This is a genomic window from Streptantibioticus parmotrematis, from assembly GCF_019890615.1.
GTDB lineage: Bacteria > Actinomycetota > Actinomycetes > Streptomycetales > Streptomycetaceae > Streptantibioticus_D > Streptantibioticus_D parmotrematis.
Map to the genome: position 1 here is coordinate 38,177 of NZ_JAINVZ010000014.1, position 17,334 is coordinate 55,510.

Annotated in this window: 11 protein-coding genes and 2 pseudogenes; 4 read left to right on the forward strand and 9 right to left on the reverse strand. The window is 70.0% G+C overall.

Going from position 1 to position 17,334, the window contains the following annotated elements; genetic code table 11:
- Position 1: 1 nt before the first annotated feature.
- On the forward strand, positions 2-1,285 hold the full coding sequence (locus K7472_RS19955; RefSeq protein ID WP_222979864.1) for an MFS transporter: 1,284 nt from the start codon (positions 2-4) through the stop codon (positions 1,283-1,285).
- Between the two features lie 432 nt (positions 1,286-1,717).
- A complete protein-coding gene (locus K7472_RS19960; protein ID WP_222979865.1) occupies positions 1,718-1,933 on the forward strand; it encodes a hypothetical protein in 216 nt (71 codons plus the stop codon).
- A 210-nt stretch (positions 1,934-2,143) separates the two neighbouring features.
- Here K7472_RS19960 and K7472_RS19965 read toward each other — a convergent pair.
- From K7472_RS19965 to K7472_RS19980, 5 genes and pseudogenes are all read right to left on the reverse strand, one after another.
- Positions 2,144-2,750 (reverse strand): annotated as a pseudogene (locus tag K7472_RS19965) (SCO6745 family protein); the annotation flags it as partial.
- A 41-nt stretch (positions 2,751-2,791) separates the two neighbouring features.
- A pseudogene (locus K7472_RS33740) lies at positions 2,792-3,070 on the reverse strand (DUF262 domain-containing protein); the annotation flags it as partial.
- A gap of 851 nt (positions 3,071-3,921) precedes the next feature.
- Positions 3,922-6,717 carry an AAA domain-containing protein gene (locus K7472_RS19970; RefSeq protein WP_222979866.1) on the reverse strand — a complete coding sequence of 932 codons (2,796 nt, stop codon included), beginning with the start codon at positions 6,715-6,717 and terminating at the stop codon, positions 3,922-3,924.
- A gap of 734 nt (positions 6,718-7,451) precedes the next feature.
- Positions 7,452-8,750, reverse strand: a complete 1,299-nt coding sequence (locus tag K7472_RS19975) for a class I SAM-dependent RNA methyltransferase (protein ID WP_252395932.1) — start codon at positions 8,748-8,750, stop codon at positions 7,452-7,454.
- A gap of 202 nt (positions 8,751-8,952) precedes the next feature.
- A complete protein-coding gene (locus tag K7472_RS19980; protein ID WP_222979868.1) occupies positions 8,953-11,103 on the reverse strand; it encodes an APC family permease in 2,151 nt (716 codons plus the stop codon).
- Positions 11,104-11,248: 145 nt separating this feature from the next.
- Here K7472_RS19980 and K7472_RS19985 point away from each other — a divergent pair, with 145 nt between their 5' ends.
- Both K7472_RS19985 and K7472_RS19990 read left to right on the forward strand, forming a co-directional pair.
- Positions 11,249-11,917 (forward strand): potassium channel family protein, encoded by a 669-nt coding sequence (locus tag K7472_RS19985; RefSeq protein ID WP_109453333.1) that lies wholly within the window; start codon positions 11,249-11,251, stop codon positions 11,915-11,917.
- Entirely contained in the window at positions 11,914-12,594 is a 681-nt protein-coding gene (locus K7472_RS19990; RefSeq protein ID WP_109453331.1) for a potassium channel family protein, read from the forward strand. The genes K7472_RS19985 and K7472_RS19990 overlap by 4 nt, the downstream gene beginning before the upstream one ends.
- Positions 12,595-12,710: 116 nt before the next feature.
- Here K7472_RS19990 and K7472_RS19995 read toward each other — a convergent pair whose 3' ends face one another.
- The 4 genes from K7472_RS19995 to K7472_RS20010 all read right to left on the reverse strand — a co-directional run bounded on the left by K7472_RS19995 (position 12,711) and on the right by K7472_RS20010 (position 17,277).
- Positions 12,711-13,454 (reverse strand): DUF3159 domain-containing protein, encoded by a 744-nt coding sequence (locus K7472_RS19995; RefSeq protein WP_372457997.1) that lies wholly within the window; start codon positions 13,452-13,454, stop codon positions 12,711-12,713.
- Between the two features lie 3 nt (positions 13,455-13,457).
- Positions 13,458-13,856 carry an OB-fold nucleic acid binding domain-containing protein gene (locus tag K7472_RS20000; RefSeq protein ID WP_222979869.1) on the reverse strand — a complete coding sequence of 133 codons (399 nt, stop codon included), beginning with the start codon at positions 13,854-13,856 and terminating at the stop codon, positions 13,458-13,460.
- Between the two features lie 119 nt (positions 13,857-13,975).
- A complete protein-coding gene (locus tag K7472_RS20005; protein ID WP_222979870.1) occupies positions 13,976-14,692 on the reverse strand; it encodes a response regulator in 717 nt (238 codons plus the stop codon).
- A 35-nt stretch (positions 14,693-14,727) separates the two neighbouring features.
- Positions 14,728-17,277 (reverse strand): DUF4118 domain-containing protein, encoded by a 2,550-nt coding sequence (locus tag K7472_RS20010; protein ID WP_222979871.1) that lies wholly within the window; start codon positions 17,275-17,277, stop codon positions 14,728-14,730.
- Between the last annotated feature and the right edge of the window lie 57 nt (positions 17,278-17,334).

A 17,334-nucleotide genomic window follows, 5' to 3' on the forward strand; every position in this document is an offset into this window, starting at 1 on the left:
CATGAACGCAGCACGAAAACGCCCGGCGGCCCTGCGGCGGATCGCCCTCGACACCCGACCGCTGCGGATACCGGCCTACCGGCGCCTTCTGGCCGGGCAGGGAAGCTCGTACATCGGAACGATGCTGACCGGCGTCGCCGTCCCGGTCCAGATGTACTCGCTGTCCCATTCGTCGCTGTACGTGGGCCTGACGGGGATGGCCGGTTTCCTGCCGATCATCGCCTTCGGCCTGTACGGCGGGGCTGTCGCCGACCGGGTGGACCGGCGACTGCTCTACCTGTGGTCGTCGCTGGTGACCTGGGTGACGACGCTGGCCCTGCTCGGCCAGACGCTCCTGGACGTCCGATCCGAAGGGCTCATCCTCGCCCTGGTGGCCGTCCAGGCGGCGTCGTTCGCGGTGGCCTCCTCGGCGCGCGGCGCCATCATCCCCGGCATCGTCCCGGCGGAACTGGTCGCCGCCGCCAACACGCTCAACTTCACGGCGGGCAACCTGGGCGAAGTGCTCGGGCCGCTGATCGCCGGCGCCCTCGTCGGCCTGCCGCACGGCTTCGCGTACGCCTACGGGGCCGACGCCCTGCTGTTCACCTTGTCGCTCTACTCGACCTTCCGACTGCCCTCCCTCACGGCCGCCGGGCAGGACGCCTCCTGGCGGGGCGGGATGCGCTCGGTGCTCGACGGTCTGCGCTTCATCAGGACCAGCCCGGTGGTGATGATGTCCTTCGCGGTGGACATCGCCGCCATGGTGCTGGCGATGCCGCGCGCCCTCTTCCCCCAGGCGGTCGCGCTGCGTTTCCACGGCGGGATCGGCCTGCTGTACTCGTCCATCGCCATCGGCTCGGTGGTGGCCGGGCTGTTCAGCGGATGGATCGGCAGGGTGCGGCGTCAGGGTGTCGCGCTCACCTGCGCGGTGGCCTGCTGGGCTGCCGCCATCGCCCTGGCGGGGCTGACCCGCGATCTGGCGACGGCCGTGGCGCTGCTGGCGCTGGCGGGTGCGGCGGATCTGGTCAGCGCGGTCTATCGGCAGACGATCCTCCAGACCTACGCCCCCGACGAGATGCGCGGACGTATGCAAGGTGTGTTCACCGTGGTCGTGGCGGGTGGCCCGCGGCTCGGCGACCTGCGCGCCGGGGCGATGGCCGCCACCACGGGCCTCGGCCTGGCCTGGACGGGCAGCGCGACGCTGTGTCTCGTCCTCGTCCTGGTGACCGCTTCGTGCGTACGGCCCTTCTGGCACTACACCGTGCGGGAGCAGGACCACGAGGAGAAGGTGCCGGCGGCGGTGTGACCGGTGGCGAGAGACGCCGGGGCTTCGTGGCCCACCGGTCACGGGTGTGGGGTCCCGCCCTGGCAGGACCCCACACCCTCGGTCACGCGTCGGCAGCGGTAACGGCCGCGCCTCCGCCGTCGCGACGCCGGAGACATGCCCGACTCCTGCCGTGTGACCAGTGATTTCCCCGAGTTCACATGGTTGGCCAGGTGGTCACCTCGCTTTCCTCCCGAAGGGATGAGCATCTGCTGCCCATGGCGGCGGGGGGCATGTTCGGCCATCCGGCTGACACTGATGACGAAGCGGACATGAACTCACCCCGCCGTCGGGCGACATGCGCAACTCAGAGGTTTAAGGGGCGCGTTGAGGGGACGACGCAGAACGTGACACCTCGTTGGTTTTCCGGGCCCGTCCCAGGGGAGACGACGAAGCGAAAGGAAGTGATTCTCCGTGGACAAGAGGATTCGCACGCTTTTCTTCTTGTGGTCGTTCTCCGGAATCCTGGCGGGTGCCGTTCTGGGTGCGGCGTCAGAAGGCGTGTTCGGTGCGCTGGTCGGTGCGGTGCTCGGCTTCGCAGCCGCTTCCGCCGTCGTCTTGTACTGGGGAGAACACGGCGGTGCCCGTCACCGCCGACGCACCCCTGCACACCGACCGCACTTGAACTGAGCCGTACCGGCCCAGGCCGATCACGGGCATTCCCTGGGCCTTCCATGACTGCGCTGCCGGTGGCTGGCAGCGCGGTCATGGAAGGTGAGATGCCGCGGACCACGGTGGCCTGATTGGGCCCCGTCTTTCTGATGTCGCCGCGTGGCGAAACGTTGACGTGGGATCAGGCTGTCCGTTACGCGGGATCAGGCTGTTCGTGCACGGCTTGAGCGTCCCCGCTGCGGTGAACGCGTTGGATATCGACGCGATGAGCGAGTCGAGGCGACGGGCGCGGCAGTGCCGATCGGCGGCCACAGCGCGGCGCAGTGCTCGTCCGTCTCCCTTTCGATGCGCTCGCGTGCAGCGCTCCCCGCGTCGGTGATCACAGCGTCGGAGTCGAGCCAACCGCGCCCGACGAGGGGGCCGTCGCCGCGTTCCACTCCTCCCACTCCTCGTCGTCCCACTGCTGGGTCGCTCGCGCGAGCGCTGTCGGGAGACGGCCGGTCGCAGTGTGCGGGACGAGGCAGTCGTACGGCCCGAGGCCGTTGTCAGCGAGTACGACGAGATGGGCATCGCCGCGCCACTCGCGTGCCACCGTGATCCGCTGCCACAGAGCGACAAGACGATCGGACGGAAGCGCGACCGAGGCGTTAGCGGCGGCGAGCACCTTGTCGGCGTAGTCGGCACCGGCGACGACCGGGTCGATCAGCGAGCGCGCCTCGGCGAGGTGGTCGTCCGTGAGATGTACGTTGACGCGCCGCATCGCCCGGCCGGCGGCCAAGAAGCGGGCGACCCGCCATCGTTCGGGCGGGGCGGCGTCCCACACGCCCGCCATGCTTCCGTTCCGATCCGCCGCACCCCCACCTCGGCATCGGTCTCCCAGAACATCAGGGTGCCGATCGGGTAGCCCCGATACATCGAGTCGAAGAGGTCGCGCGTCTTCGCCGCAGACCAGACGAACGGGCATTGAATATCGGGGAGTCCGATACGGCCGCCCTCGATGTCCTCGATCAGGTGCCGGAGCGTGTAATTCGCGTCGCGATACAGAGTGGGGAGGCACAGCCCAGAATTCCTGACGTCCGAAGGTGACTGGCCAACGGAACCAGTCAGAGCATGGAATGGCACCAGGTTTCTGCCACGCGGACACGCGCGCCGCATCGAAGGTCCCAAATTCTACTTAGCCGCCAGGGGGTACACGGCAGCGGGACCCCAACTAGGTTGACTTTCAGGTGTCTAGGGCACACACCCGTGCGAACTGGAGCGCGCCTAACGGTGATGGGTCCGGAAGTTCAGAGTGATCCACAACCCTCCGTACATGGCGCATGTCAGGGTCTGACAGGGCACCCGTTCGTGCGGCAGACCCACCAACGCCGCTGCGCTGAGCAGATGAGGGAGCGAAACGAAGTCTCCACACGTTGTACCCGTCCCAGCCTCGAAAGCGCGTCGGGCAGGTTCGTCGGAAACGGTAGAAGGGCAGGTCAGCTACCCTTCACTACTGACTCTAGAACAGCAACACACTCAACACACGGTGCCATCGGGAACGGTCCGCAAAACCCCATTTTAGGTGGTAATTAAGGACACATCCACCTGCCCGAAACCCCTTTGAGCGTCAAGCAGTTCCGCCTGGCCTAGCGCCTCAGGACCGGCTGACAGACCCCACCGTCGATCTCGACAGTCACAAAGGGCTGACCGTTGCACCGGACAGCCGCTTGAGCACTGCACGTAGTTGGGCGGACTCTTGATAGCTGCTTTCCCAGGCGGGTACGGCACCCTCACCCTCTGTACGCCCCCACCGCCAGACCAAACAGGGCACATTCATCAGATTTGCGATCACCCCCATACGCATTCGCACCGGCAAGCCCAGCCGCCGGAAGTGCAGCCTCTCCCACTGGCGCTCCGACACAGTTGATCCAGCTGCCGAGTCGTTCCTGGGTCAGCCCGGCCGGCCTGAGGGTGCGGCCGAAAACGTCTGGCGGCGGACGTGCCTCGCCGCTCGCGATGAGCTGCCCCTACGGCAGCCAGCGCGCCGCCTGTTCCCGGGTGATCCGGTCCGCGTCGACCCACCAGTGCCGGGCCTCCTTGTCCCACTGGGCCCTGAGCAGGCGCTTGGCCTCGTTCCTCTGCTCGTACGGGACGTCGAGGTACAGACGGCCGTCCCGTACCAGGCCCGGGTACACCTTATCGTCCTGCGCCTCGGCTCGCTGGGCAGGCATCTCGGACCCTGGAGCGGCCTCTCTGGCGGGACGCCACAGTCCTCGTGCCGGGCGTTCCATGCGGGTGCGTTCCATCAGCCGCCGTACACGGTCGCAGGAGGCAGGGTCGGTGTAACGCATCATCAGGTCCGTCGGCCCGATGTTCGCGAGCAGGTTCTTCGAGCCGTGCCACAGGACCGTACCGTCCAGAATGAGAACCTTCTCGTGCATACGATCGCGGCACTCGACCCGGCAGCCGACGGCCTCCAGCTGCCCGACCAGCTCCCGGTGCCGCGCCACGCGGGAGGGTTCCTGTTGCTCCTCCGACGGGCGAGTGAAGACCGTGATCTGGAGCCCCTCAGCCGCCTTCGCACCGAGCATCCGGGCCCACCGGCGGACGGGAGGTGCGTCCATGAACGCCGAGTACAGCTCGATGCTGCGCTGTGCTCGCTCCACATCCCATGCCACCGCCTCCAAGACCTCGCTGTGCTCGAAGAATGCCGGTCGTGCCAGTTCCTCCTCCGACAGCCTGGCCAGCTGGTCCGCGTCGCGGATCGGGATCAGCTGGTCGGCGGAGATGGTCTGCGCGTGCGCCTCCAAATGGTCGACCATCGCCAGTGCCTCGCTGTGCGGGGCCAGATGCTTACGCAGGAAGGCAACGTCTGCCACGACGACCAGGTGATCCTGGGCCCGGCTGAGAGCGACGTTCAGGAGGCGGCAGGTCTGCGAGGACAATCCCGTTCCGCTGTAGAAGAAGCCGGGATCCTTGCCGGCGCCTGCGACAGTGTCGAGGAGCACGACGGGACGCTGGCTGCCCTGGAACCGGTGGACGGTGTCGACCAGGCCGTCGTAGTCCTCCCCGAACCGGTGGGCCAGGCTGTTCTTGAGGACTTTGACCTGCTCTCGGTACGGGGAGATGACAGCGAGCCGGTCGGTCGCCCGTTCCCCCTCGGGGACCTCCTGCCACTTGCGTCCGGGCAGGACCCCCTCGTACTGGAGTCCTCGGACCAGCTCGTGGATGACCGCGGCGTGGACGGCGTTCGTCATGTGAGGCTTGCGGCCGCCACCGGGGATTCGGCGGCCGGACGTGTCGATGAGGATCACCGGGGAGTCGATGAGCGGGGCGAACGGCAGGCGGCTGGTGTTCCCGCGCCCGGTCCTGAGCGGCGCGTCCGGATACGCCACTTCGTTGACCACCGCGCAGATCGGCTCCCGCATTCGGTACTGGGTGTCGAGCGCCACCAGGCGAGGATCCTGGCGCACCCGACCGGAAGGATCGACCAGTCCGGCGGAGTGGAATGCGTCCCGCGCGGTCCATTTGCGGGAGTGGGTGCGCTCCTCCTCGCTCGCCTCCCGGTCACCGTCGCCCTTGGTTACGGCGGGCAACTGTCGGAAGTCACCCGCCACGACCACCCGCTTGCGGGCGAGACCCGCAGCGAACCAGGCCGACGGCAGGTTGACCATCCCGGCCTCATCAATCACCACGACGTCGACTTCGTCAAGCAGTTTCCTCGACTGGACCGCCTTGGCCACGGTCGCTCCGAGCACCCGGCAGTGGGAGCGAACCTCGTCCTGGATCTGCTTGCGTTTCCGTCCGAGTTCGTTAAGTCTCTCCTGAAGTGAGGCAGCGGACTCGGCGACAATCTGTCTGGGCGGGATCCCTACGACGGCGGCATAGGCTGCGGGGAGGGCTCGACGGGCCTCGGCCGCCTGCTTCTCACCCGCCATGCGGCGCCGGGCCGCGCGCGCCACGTCCGCCCTGGCCCGCTTCGCCTCGTCCTCCTCGTGCGCCAAGGCGGACCAGAGGTCACTCAGTTTCGCCGTTCTGCGCTCCGCGAGGAATCCGGTCGGTGGCCCCACTTTCTCCATCTTCCGCCGCAGCTGCGCGGCCAGGGTGTCCGCGGCCGCGACCATCCTCGCCGCCGCGGCGTGGTCCTGGTCGGCCTCAGCCATCTCCTCTGTGCCGATGGCCAGGTCCGACTCCAGGCCCCGGATCCTGTCGTGCAGGGCCAGCGCCTCTCTCGCGCCCTTGAGCTGGTCGGTCGCCGTGCCGATCTTTCGGTCGATGTTCTCCACGAGCAGGGCGGCAATTCGGGCCGGGTCGACCTGGTCTCCGTAGCGGCTGAGCAGGGATGGCAGGAAGATGGTCCCTGCCCGCTGGACGATCCCCTCGGCGAAACCCTCCTCGTGCTCCAGCAGGGAGCACATCCGCTCAAGAGCCTGGTCCACCGCGACGTTCGTGGGGGCAAGAAAGAGGATCTTGAGTCCTTGGCGGAAACTGCCCTCGACGATGTGACCGACGACGTCCGTCTTCCCGGTGCCGGGCGGTCCCCACAGGAACAGCACCTCACTGGCGAGGGCCTGTGCGACGGCGTCGCGCTGACGTGGGTTCAGCTGGAGCCCCGCCCAGTTCGCCACCCACTGCCCCGGGTTCTCAGCACGGCCGGTGCGCGGGGTCCCCCGGCCGATCAGCCAGCCCGCGTGGTCCGCGTCAACGGGGCTGTCCTGACCGCCGGCCGTGTCCAGGCGCTCGGCCAGCGCTGCCCAGTTCGCGGAGTCGTCCTTGCGGATCTGAACGTTCGCGGGCGCCGCCCCGAAATCGGCCTTCGTCACGAGCCTGACGGTCCCGTCCGGAGCGCGAGTCGCCTCAGCCGGGTCCCACGCCTTCCGGGAACGTGACGGCCGGGCAAGAACCGAAACACCGTCCAGGCTGTCGTGCCAGGTGCGGCACTCGAAGAGATACTCGCGTGTCCCCTCAGATTGCGAGAGAAGCCGCCCCTTAGAAAGAGCGACCTTCATGGCGCCCTCGGCGTCGTTCCGGAGTTCGGCGAGGATTTCGGCGCGCACCGCCGTCAGAAGCTCCTCGACGGGATAAGGCCGCCCCGCCCCGGTCATGTACACCGCTCCCCCAACATCGCCCCACAGGTCCGAAGACTGTACGTGAGTCTGCCGCTGTCGAACGGTGCACTCGACGGCTATGGCCAGTCACTGACCTGTCGCTGGCCGGAATCATTCGTGATCAGCCATACCGGTGGCTACTTCAGCAACCCTCGGCACCGTCAACCAACTACAACACCGCTGCCCAACAGCACGGGAACGCCATAGCCGCGTCTGGAATCCGCGGAAGCGGTGCGGGCCCGGCTCGCCCTCTTGCCGCACTGCAGGAGGCGGGGATCCCGAAGCCACAGGCAGTAGCAGACAGCACAAGCACAAGACTGTGATACCGAGGCGTTGCGCCGGCACCGCTCCTCAGATCAGATCGAGTAACGCAACGCACTCCACACAGTGGAGCCGCCCAAGTCCCGAAAGCAGGTCGAACAAGCTCAGGGGAACTGCAAAATGGCAGATCAGACGTCCTTGTTCACCGGCTCCAGCACCGCCACGCACTCCACATGATGCGTCATAGGAAACAAGTCGAACGCCCTCAACGACACCGGGGCGTAGCCCTCGGACTCGAAGTACTTCAGGTCTCGGGCCAGGGCGGCCGGGTCGCAGGCTACGTACGCGATGCGCCTCGGGGTCAGGGACGCCAGGTGGCTGACCGTGGCGCGGCCCGCTCCGGAGCGGGGCGGGTCGAGGACGACGAGGTCGGCCTCCGTGATGCCCGTGCGGGGCAGCACCTGTTCCACCTTGCCGTGTTCGATCCTCACCCGGTCGAGGTCGGCGAGGTTGTGCCGCGCGTCCTCCGCCGCGCGCTTGCCCGACTCGATGCCGAGGACCGCCCCGCGCTCCCCCACCCGTTCCGCCAGCGCGCCCGCGAACAGGCCCACACCGCAGTACAGGTCGAGCGCCGTCTCGCCGCGCCGTGGCGCGAGTCCGTCGAGCACCGCGCGGACCAGCAGGTCCGCCGCCTGCGGATGCACCTGCCAGAAGCCGCCCGCGCCGACCCGCCAGGTGCGGCCTGCCGCCCGTTCCCGTACGAAACCGCGCCCGTGCACCCGGTGCACGCCGCCCTGGTCGTCCACCCGCAGGACGGAGACCGGCTTGTCCAGCTCGACCAGCGGCAGCCGACCGTCCGGCTTGGGCGTGATGACCACCTGGCGGTCGGACGAGCCCGTCGCCGCGATCGCCTCCACCGACTCCATGTCCGGCCAGTGCCGCCGCTCCACGCCCAGCTCCGCCACCTCCGGCGCGGCGATCAGGCAGCGGTCGATGACCTGCACCTCGTGCGAGCGGTGCTTGCGCAGCCCCGCGAAACCCTCGCCGTCGATCGCATACTGCACCCGCGTGCGCCACGCGGGGACCTTGCCGCGTTCCACCTTGTCGCCCGGCGCCGGCATCACCGTGCCGTCCCAGCCCGCCTCCTGCGGCGTCAGGCCCGCCAGGCGCTCCAACTGCTCGGTGATCACGGCGACCTTGAGCCTGCGCTGCGCACCGGGCGCCGCGTGCTGCCAGTCGCAACCGCCGCACGCGCCGGGGCCCGCGTACGGGCAGGGCGCCTCCACGCGGTCGTTCGACGCCTCGATCACCTCGACCGCGTCGGCCCGCAGGAACCGCGACTCCTCGTCGCCCTCGGTGACCTGCGCGATCACCCGCTCACCCGGCAGCGCGTGCCGGACGAACAGCACCCGCCCCTCGTGCCGGGCGATGCAGTGCCCGCCGTGCGCGACCGGGCCGACCTCGACCTCGTAGCGCTCACCGACCAGCGAGGCGGCCGCCCCCGGGGCGTCCTGGTCCTTCGTACGGCTGGTACGAGGCGTCGTGCGGGTGCGGTGGTTCACGTCGACCGGGGCTCCAGGTCAGCAGGGACAACAGCCGTCCAGTCTACGCGTACGGGACGAGCCCCCGTCCTGTGCCACTGAGGGGCACAGGACGGGGGCTCGTCCGCCGGATGGAGATAGTGCGCCGCTACGAGTCCGAGCGCGTTCCCGCGACCGGCGTTCCGCCGTCGCCGGGCTTGTCGCCGGGGCCCGGCGTGCCGGTGCCGCCCTTGCCGGCGGGCGCGCCACCGGACGGCTTGCCCGCCGCTCCCGCGCGGGCCGCGGGGCGGATCTCGCCGCGGCGGACCGAACCGGGCGCGGTCCAGCCCTGGCCGCGCTTGTAGCGGTTGCGGGCGACCTCGCTGGAGTCCAGCTGCCACGGCACCGAGGTGACCATCACACCGGGGGTGAACAGCAGCCTGCCCTTGAGACGCAGCGCGCTCTGGTTGTGCAGCAGGTGCTCGTACCAGTGGCCGACCACGTACTCGGGGATGACGATGCTGACCACGTCGCGCGGGCTGGTGCGGCGCAGGCCGCGTACGTACTCGATGACCGGGCGGGTGATCTCGCGGTAGGGCGAGTCCAGGACCTTCAACGGCACGTCTATGCCCCGGCGTTCCCACTCCGCCTGGAGCGACTTGGTGTCGGCCGGGTCGACGTTGGTGGTGACCGCCTCGATCGAGTCGGAGCGGAACAGCTTCGCGTACGACAGCGCGCGCATCGTCGGCTTGTGGATCTTGGAGACCAGCACGATGGTGTGCACCCGGGACGGCATGACCGTCTCCTCGGTCGGGTCCTCCGGCGCGGCCAGCTCGTCGGAGACCCGGTCGTAGTGGCGCCGGATGGCGGTCATCATCGCGAAGAACAGGCACATGCCCAGCACCGCGACCCAGGCGCCGTGGGTGAACTTCGTCAGCAGCACGACGATCAGCACCAGGCCGGTCAGGAACGCGCCGAAGGTGTTGATGGCGCGCGAGCGCATCATGTGGCGGCGCTTGGCCTTGTCGGTCTCGGTGCGCAGGTGGCGGTTCCAGTGCCGCACCATGCCGGTCTGGCTGAGGGTGAAGGAGACGAAGACGCCGACGATGTACAGCTGGATCAGCCGCGAGGAGTCGGCCCCGTAGATGTAGACGAGCACGCAGGCGAAGATCGCCAGCAGCACGATGCCGTTGGAGAACGCCAGCCGGTCGCCGCGGGTGTGCAGCTGCCGGGGCAGGTAGCGGTCCTGCGCCAGGATCGAGCCGAGCACCGGGAAGCCGTTGTACGCGGTGTTCGCCGCGAGGAACAGCACCAGCGCGGTGACGGCGGCGAGGAAGACGAACGGCGCCGAGCCCTTGCCGAAGACGGCGGCGGCGACCTGGGCGATCACCGGGTCCTGCACGTAGCCGCCGCCCACCGGCTTGCCGTTGGACAGCAGGTTGACGCCGGGGTTGTCGGCCATCTTCACGTGCGTGTTGAGCGCCAGCGCGATGATGCCGCAGAACATGGTGACCGCGAGGACGCCCATGATCAGCAGCGTGGCGGCGGCGTTCTTCGACTTGGGCTTGCGGAAGGCGGGCACGCCGTTGCTGATCGCCTCGACACCGGTCAGCGCGGCGCAGCCGGAGGAGAAGGCGCGCAGCAGCAGGAAGACCATCGCGAAGCCGGCGAGCCCGGTGTTGGTGGCGTGCACCGTGTAGTGCGCGGAGGGCGCGCTCATGTGATGACCGCCGGCGAGCCGGATGGCTCCCCATATGATCATGCAGTACACGCCGGCCACGAAGGCGTACGTCGGAATGGCGAAGATCGTGCCCGACTCCCGGACCCCGCGCAGGTTCATCACCATCAGCAGGACGATCATCAGCAGGGCGACGAGCACCTTGTTCTGCTGCACGAACGGGATCGCCGACCCGAGGTTCTCCACCCCCGAGGCGATGGAGACCGCCACGGTCATCACGTAGTCGACCATCAGCGCGCTGGCGACCGTCAGGCCCGCCCTGCGCCCGAGGTTGGTGGTCGCCACCTCGTAGTCGCCGCCGCCCGAGGGGTAGGCGTGCACGTTCTGGCGGTAGGAGGCGACGACGGTGAGCATCAGGACCACGACCGCCACCGCGATCCACGGGCTGAAGTGGTACGCGGTGATGCCCGCCGCGGACAGGACGATCAGCACCTCGCCCGGCGCGTAGGCCACGGAGGAGAGCGGGTCGGACGAGAAGACGGGAAGCGCGAGCCGCTTGGGGAGGAGGGTCTCACCAAGCTTGTCGCTACGCAGCGCCCGGCCGATGAGGATCCGTTTCGGCAGGTCGGTCAGTTTGGACACCCCGCGATGTTAAGGGGTCGTCAAGATTGCCGACTACCCACCACCCCCACTCCGTACGAGCGTGTGTAGCTTTGGCCGCGGTCTGAGACGCTGTGAGTGCCTCGGACGGGACGGAACGAGCCGGGAATGAGCCGGAAGGACAGGCGTGCACGTCGTAATCATGGGCTGCGGGCGAGTGGGTTCCGCCCTCGCGCAGACCCTCGAACAGCAGGGTCATACGGTCGCCGTGGTCGACCAGGACCCGACGGCGTTCCGCCGTCTCGGGTCCGGGTTCGCCGGGCGCCGGGTGACCGGGGTCGGCTTCGACCAGGACACCTTGCGTGAGGCCGGCATCGAGGAGGCGGGCGCCTTCGCCGCGGTGAGCAGCGGCGACAACTCCAACATCATCGCCGCCCGGGTGGCGCGCGAGATGTTCGGCGTGGAGAACGTGGCGGCGCGGATCTACGACCCGCGGCGTGCCGAGGTCTACCAGCGCCTGGGCATCCCGACGGTCGCCACCGTGCGCTGGACCGCGGACCAGATGCTGCGCCGGCTGCTGCCCTCGGGCTCCGAACCGCTGTGGCGCGACCCCAGCGGCGGGGTGCAGCTCGCCGAGGTGCCCACCTCCACCGCCTGGGTCGGTCAGCGGGTCAGCACGCTCCAGGAGGAGACGGGCGTGCGTGTGGCGTTTCTCACCCGGCTCGGTGAGGCGATGGTGCCGACCTCGGCGACCGTCCTCCAGGAAGGCGACCTGGTGCACGTGATCATGCGCACCGACGAGGTCGAGAAGGTGGAGGCCGCGTTCGCCGCGGGCCCCGAGGGGAGCAGGTCATGAGGGTCGCGATCGCCGGCGCGGGCGCGGTGGGCCGTTCCATCGCGGGTGAGCTGCTGGAGAACGGGCACGAGGTGCTGCTCGTCGACAAGAACCCGTCGTCCATCTCGGTGGAGCGGGTACCGCAGGCCGAGTGGCTGCTGGCCGACGCCTGCGAGATCACCTCGCTCGACGAGGCGGCGCTCCAGCGCTGCAACGTGGTCATCGCCGCCACGGGTGACGACAAGGTCAACCTGGTGGTCTCGCTGCTCGCCAAGACGGAGTACGGCGTGCCGCGGGTCGTCGCGCGCGTCAACAACCCCAAGAACGAATGGCTGTTCAACGAGGCCTGGGGCGTCGATGTCGCGGTCTCCACGCCGCGCCTGATGTCGGCTCTGGTGGAGGAAGCCGTCAGCGTCGGCGACCTGGTGCGGCTGCTGCGCTTCAGCCAGGGCGACGCCAACCTGGTCGAGCTGACCCTGCCGCCGGACGCGGCGCTGGTCGGCACCCGGGTCGGCGACGTGGAGTGGCCGGTGGACACCTCGCTGGTGACCATCATCCGCGGCCACCGGGTGCTCACTCCCGCGAAGGACGACGCGCTGGAGGCGGGCGACGAGCTGCTGTTCGTGGCGGCGCAGGCCCGCGAGGAGCAGCTGGAGGAACTGCTGTCGACCACCCGCGAGGACGCGGCGGGCGAGTAGCGGTCCGGTACGCGCGAGGGCCCCGGGGCGAGCGATCGTCCCGGGGCCCTTCGTGTGTACGGGTCATCTGTGCGGGTCGTCTGTGCGGATGGTCCGCAGGAGAAGACGTGCGCTGGTCAGACGCGTTCGGCCGCCTCGGCTTCCGCTTCCGCCTTCTCCTGGGCCTCCATCTCCGCGATCACGTCGATCGGCGGCGGCGCCTTCGCCAGGAAGATCCAGGTCAGGTAGACCGACAGCAGGAACGGCGGGATGCCCAGCGCCACCTTCACCCAGCCCAGCTGCGTCGCGTCGCCCCACCAGTACAGCGGGAAGAGGATCGCCGACTTGGCCAGCAGGATCAGCCCCCACGCCCAGGTGGAGCGGGTGTAGGCACGCAGGCGGCCCGGGTTGCGGGTGCGCCAGGAGAGGTTCTCCCGCAGGATCGGCCCGAGCAGCACGCCGATGAGCGGGTAGCGCACCAGCGCCGAGACGACGTAGGCGATCGCCAGGCCGAGGGTGTAGAGCATGCCGGGCAGGTAGAAGTTCTTGGCGTTGCCCGACAGCATCGCGAAGAACGCGCCGAAGGCGATGCCGAAGACGCCGCTGAAGGCGTGCTTGAGGGTCTGCTTGCGCACCACGCGGGCGATCGCCAGCACCAGGCTCAGGCCCAGGGCGGCGATGGCGGAGGTCGTGATGTCGTGCTTGAGGGTGAAGACGGCGACGAAGACGAGGCCGGGGACGGTGGTGTCCACCATGCCCCACACCCCGCCGAAGGCCTCCAGCAGCGCCGCGTCGGCGGCCGCCCTGGATGCCGCGGCGTCGGCGGCGGCGCCCTCGGGCCCCGCCGTCATGTCTTCGGTCCGCTGGTTGGTGGACGCCACCGGCTACTCCTGTCCGACGGGACGCAGCTCGTACTTGGGGTTGAACAGCACCGGGCGGCCGCGCTGGATGGCGACCCGGCCGGACGCGATGATCCGGCGACCCGGCTCTATCCCGGCGATGTTGCGCCGGCCGAGCCAGACCACGTCGAGGGGGGCCGTGCCGTCGAAGAGTTCCGCCTCCAGCGCCGGGACGCCGGCCCGCGGGCGCAGGGTGACGGTGCGCAGGGTGCCGGTCACGGTGACGACCGCGCGGTCCTGGCAGTCCTGTATGCGGGTGCAGCCCACGGAGGCCGCGTCCTTGCGCAGCTCCTCCGAGTGCAGGTCCTCCTGGGAGGGGGTGAGGCGGTCGAAGATCCGCCTCAGTCGGCCGGCGGGGCGGTCCGAACGGGTGGCACCACTCATACAGGCAGGGTACCGGTCACGGCCCGTCCGCCCACCCCGCTCGTCCACGGCCCCTCCCCGGAAACCGAACGCGTGCGCCCGCACCGCACGACCGCGCTACCTCCGGACCGGGTACGCCGTCACTTCTCGAACCGGTACCCCATCCCTGGCTCCGTAATGAAGTGCCGGGGTCGTGCCGGGTCCGGTTCCAGCTTGCGGCGCAGCTGGGCCATGTAGACGCGCAGGTAGTTGGTCTCGGTGCCGTAGGCCGGGCCCCACACCTCCTGGAGCAGCTGCTTCTGGCTGACGAGTCGCCCGGTCGCGCGGACCAGGACCTCCAGCAGGTGCCACTCGGTGGGCGTCAGCCGCACGTCGGCCCCGTCGCGGTGCACCTTCTTGGCGGCCAGGTCCACGGTGAACGTCCCGGTCTCGACGAGCACCGCCTCGCCGTCCTCCCCGGTCGGGGCCGCCCTGCGGACCGCGGCGCGCAATCTGGCCAGCAGTTCGTCCATGCCGAACGGCTTGGTCACGTAGTCGTCGGCGCCCGCGTCCAGCGCCTCGACCTTCTCGTCGGAGGCCTGCCGGGCCGACAGGACGATGATCGGCACCCGGGTCCAGCCGCGCAGCCCCTTGATCACCTCGGCGCCGTCCATGTCGGGCAGGCCGAGGTCGAGCACGACGACGTCGGGGTGGCGGGCGGCGGCGAGCCGCAGCGCGGTCGCGCCGTCGGGGGCGGCGTCGACCTCGTACTTGCGGGCCCGCAGGTTGATCACGAGGGCGCGGACGATCTGCGGCTCGTCGTCCACCACCAGGACCCTGACGGGGGTCCGCGCGGGTCCTGATGACGGCTGCGGCATGGATGCTGCCTTTCGGGTCGTGGGCGTGGCCTGCGTCATGAGGCGACCTCCGCGGCGGAGCCGGCCGCGCCGGAGGGCACGTCCGTGCGGGTCTCGGCGGCGCGCAGCGTGAGGACCATGGTCAGCCCGCCGCCCGGGGTGTCGTCGGCCACCAGCGTGCCGCCCATCGCCTCGGTGAAGCCGCGGGCCACGGCGAGTCCGAGGCCGACGCCGGCGCCGCGCGGGGCGTCGCCGTAGCGCTGGAACGGCTCGAAGATGCGGTCCTTGCCCGCTTCGGGCACGCCGGGCCCGCGGTCGGCGATGCGCACCTCGACCCGGCCGTGCAGCGCGCTGGCCGCGATCAGCACGCGGCGGTCGGCGGGGCTGTACTTCACGGCGTTCTCGACCACGTTGGCGACGACCCGCTCCAGCAGGCCGGGGTCGGCGTGGATCATCGGCAGCGTCTCGGGGATGTCGAGGGCGACGGAGTCCGGCGGCACGCCGCCCAGCGCCATCGGCACGACCTCGTCCAGGTCGACGTCCTGCATGAGCGGGGCGACGGTGCCGGTCTGGAGGCGGGACATGTCCAGCAGGTTGCCGACGAGGTGGTCGAGCTTGTCGGCGCCGTCCTCGATGCCCTCCAGCAGGTCCGCCTCGTCCTGCGGCGACCAGGAGACGTCGTCGGCGCGCAGCGAGGAGACGGCGGCCTTGATGGCGGCGAGCGGGGTGCGCAGGTCGTGGGAGACGGCGGCGAGCAGGGCGGTGCGGATGCGATTGCCCTCGGCCAGCTCGCGGGCGCGTTCCGCCTCGCCCAGCAGCCGCTGCCGGTCGAGGATGACGGCGGCCTGCGCGGCGAAGGCGGACAGCAGGCGGCGGTCCTCGGCGGGCAGTACGCGTCCGGTGAGCGCCAGGGCCATGCGGTCGCCGGCCGGGACCTCGACGTCGGCGTCGTCGGGCCGGGCGCACGGCCGGGTGCCGACGCTGGCCGCGCAGGTCCAGGGGGTGAACTCCCCGTCGCGTTCCAGCAGGGTGACCGACTCCATGGCGAAGGTCTCGCGGACCCGTTCCAGCAGGGCCTCCAGCGACGACTCGCCGCGCAGCACGCTGCCGGCGAGCAGCGAGAGGATCTCCGCCTCGGCGCGCAGCCGGGCGGCCTGGTGGGTGCGGCGGGCGGCGAGGTCGACGACGGAGGCGACGGACACCGCGACGGCGAGGAAGACGGCGATGGCGACGATGTTGTGCGGGTCGGAGATGGTCCAGCGGTGCAGCGGCGGCGCGAAGAAGTAGTTGAGCAGCAGCGATCCGACGGCCGCCGAGGCGAGCGCGGGGATCATGCCGCCGAGCAGCGCCGCCGCGACCGTCATGGTCAGCACCAGCAGCATGTCGTTGGCGAGGCCGAGACCCGGCAGCAGCTGGGTGAGCAGCAGGGTCAGCAGGGCCGGGCCGCCGCAGCCGACCAGCCAGCCCAGCAGGATGCGGGCGCGGCCGAGGCGGGCGCCGCGGGCGACCGGCAGGCCGCGTCCCTTGGCGGCCTCCTCGTGGGTGACGATGTGCACGTCGATGTCGCCGGACTCGCGGGCGACGGTGGCGCCGACGCCGGGGCCGAAGACGTACTGCCAGGCCTTGCGCCGGGAGCTGCCCAGCACGATCTGGGTGGCGTTGACGCCGCGGGCGAACTCCAGCAGCGCGGTCGGGATGTCGTCGCCCATGACGTGGTGGAACGAACCGCCGAGGTCCTCGACCAGGGTGCGCTGGACGGCGAGTTCCTTGGGCGAGCCGGCGGTCAGGCCGTCGCTGCGGGCCACGTAGACGGCGAGGATCTCGCTGCCGGAGCCCTTGGCGGCCATGCGGGCGGCACGGCGGATCAGGGTGGAGCCCTCGGGGCCGCCGGTGAGGCCGACGACGATGCGTTCGCGGGCCTGCCAGGTGGAGGAGATGCGGTGCTCGGCGCGGTACTGCTGGAGGTACTCGTCCACCCGGTCGGCGACCCACAGCAGCGCCAGTTCGCGCAGCGCGGTGAGGTTGCCGGGGCGGAAGTAGTTGGACAGCGCGGCGTCGACCTTGTCGGGGGTGTAGATGTTGCCGTGCGCCATGCGGCGGCGCAGCGCCTGCGGCGACATGTCGACCAGCTCGATCTGGTCGGCCCTGCGGACCACCTCGTCGGGGACGGTCTCGCGCTGCCGGATGCCGGTGATCGACTCGACGACGTCGCCGAGTGACTCCAGGTGCTGGATGTTGACGGTGGAGACGACGTCGATGCCCGCCGCGAGCAGTTCCTCGACGTCCTGCCAGCGCTTGGCGTTGCGGCTGCCGGGGACGTTGGTGTGCGCGAGCTCGTCCACGAGGGCGACCTCGGGGGCGCGGGCCAGCACGGTGTCGACGTCCATCTCGGTGAACGTGGTGCCCCGGTACTCCAGCTCCTTGCGGGGCAGGACCTGGAGGCCGTGCAGCATGACCTCGGTGCGCTGGCGGGAGTGGTGCTCGACGAGGCCCACGACGACGTCCGTGCCGCGCTCCAGCCTGCGGTGCGCCTCGGCGAGCATGGCGTAGGTCTTGCCGACGCCGGGCGCCGACCCGAGGTAGATGCGCAGTGTGCCGCGTGCCATGAGTCCATCTTCGTATGAACTGATCGGACATTACGGACGGCGGACGTCACCCGGAGC

Bases quoted from the DNA above. Each gene is read 5' to 3' on its own strand.
- K7472_RS19955 (WP_222979864.1), top strand. From the start codon at position 2: ATGAACGCAGCACGAAAACGCCCGGCGGCCCTGCGGCGGATCGCCCTC.
- K7472_RS19990 (WP_109453331.1), top strand. From the start codon at position 11,914: ATGAGGGTCGCGATCGCCGGCGCGGGCGCGGTGGGCCGTTCCATCGCG.
- K7472_RS20000 (WP_222979869.1), bottom strand. From the start codon at position 13,856: ATGAGTGGTGCCACCCGTTCGGACCGCCCCGCCGGCCGACTGAGGCGG.
- K7472_RS20005 (WP_222979870.1), bottom strand. From the start codon at position 14,692: ATGCCGCAGCCGTCATCAGGACCCGCGCGGACCCCCGTCAGGGTCCTG.
- K7472_RS20010 (WP_222979871.1), bottom strand. From the start codon at position 17,277: ATGGCACGCGGCACACTGCGCATCTACCTCGGGTCGGCGCCCGGCGTC.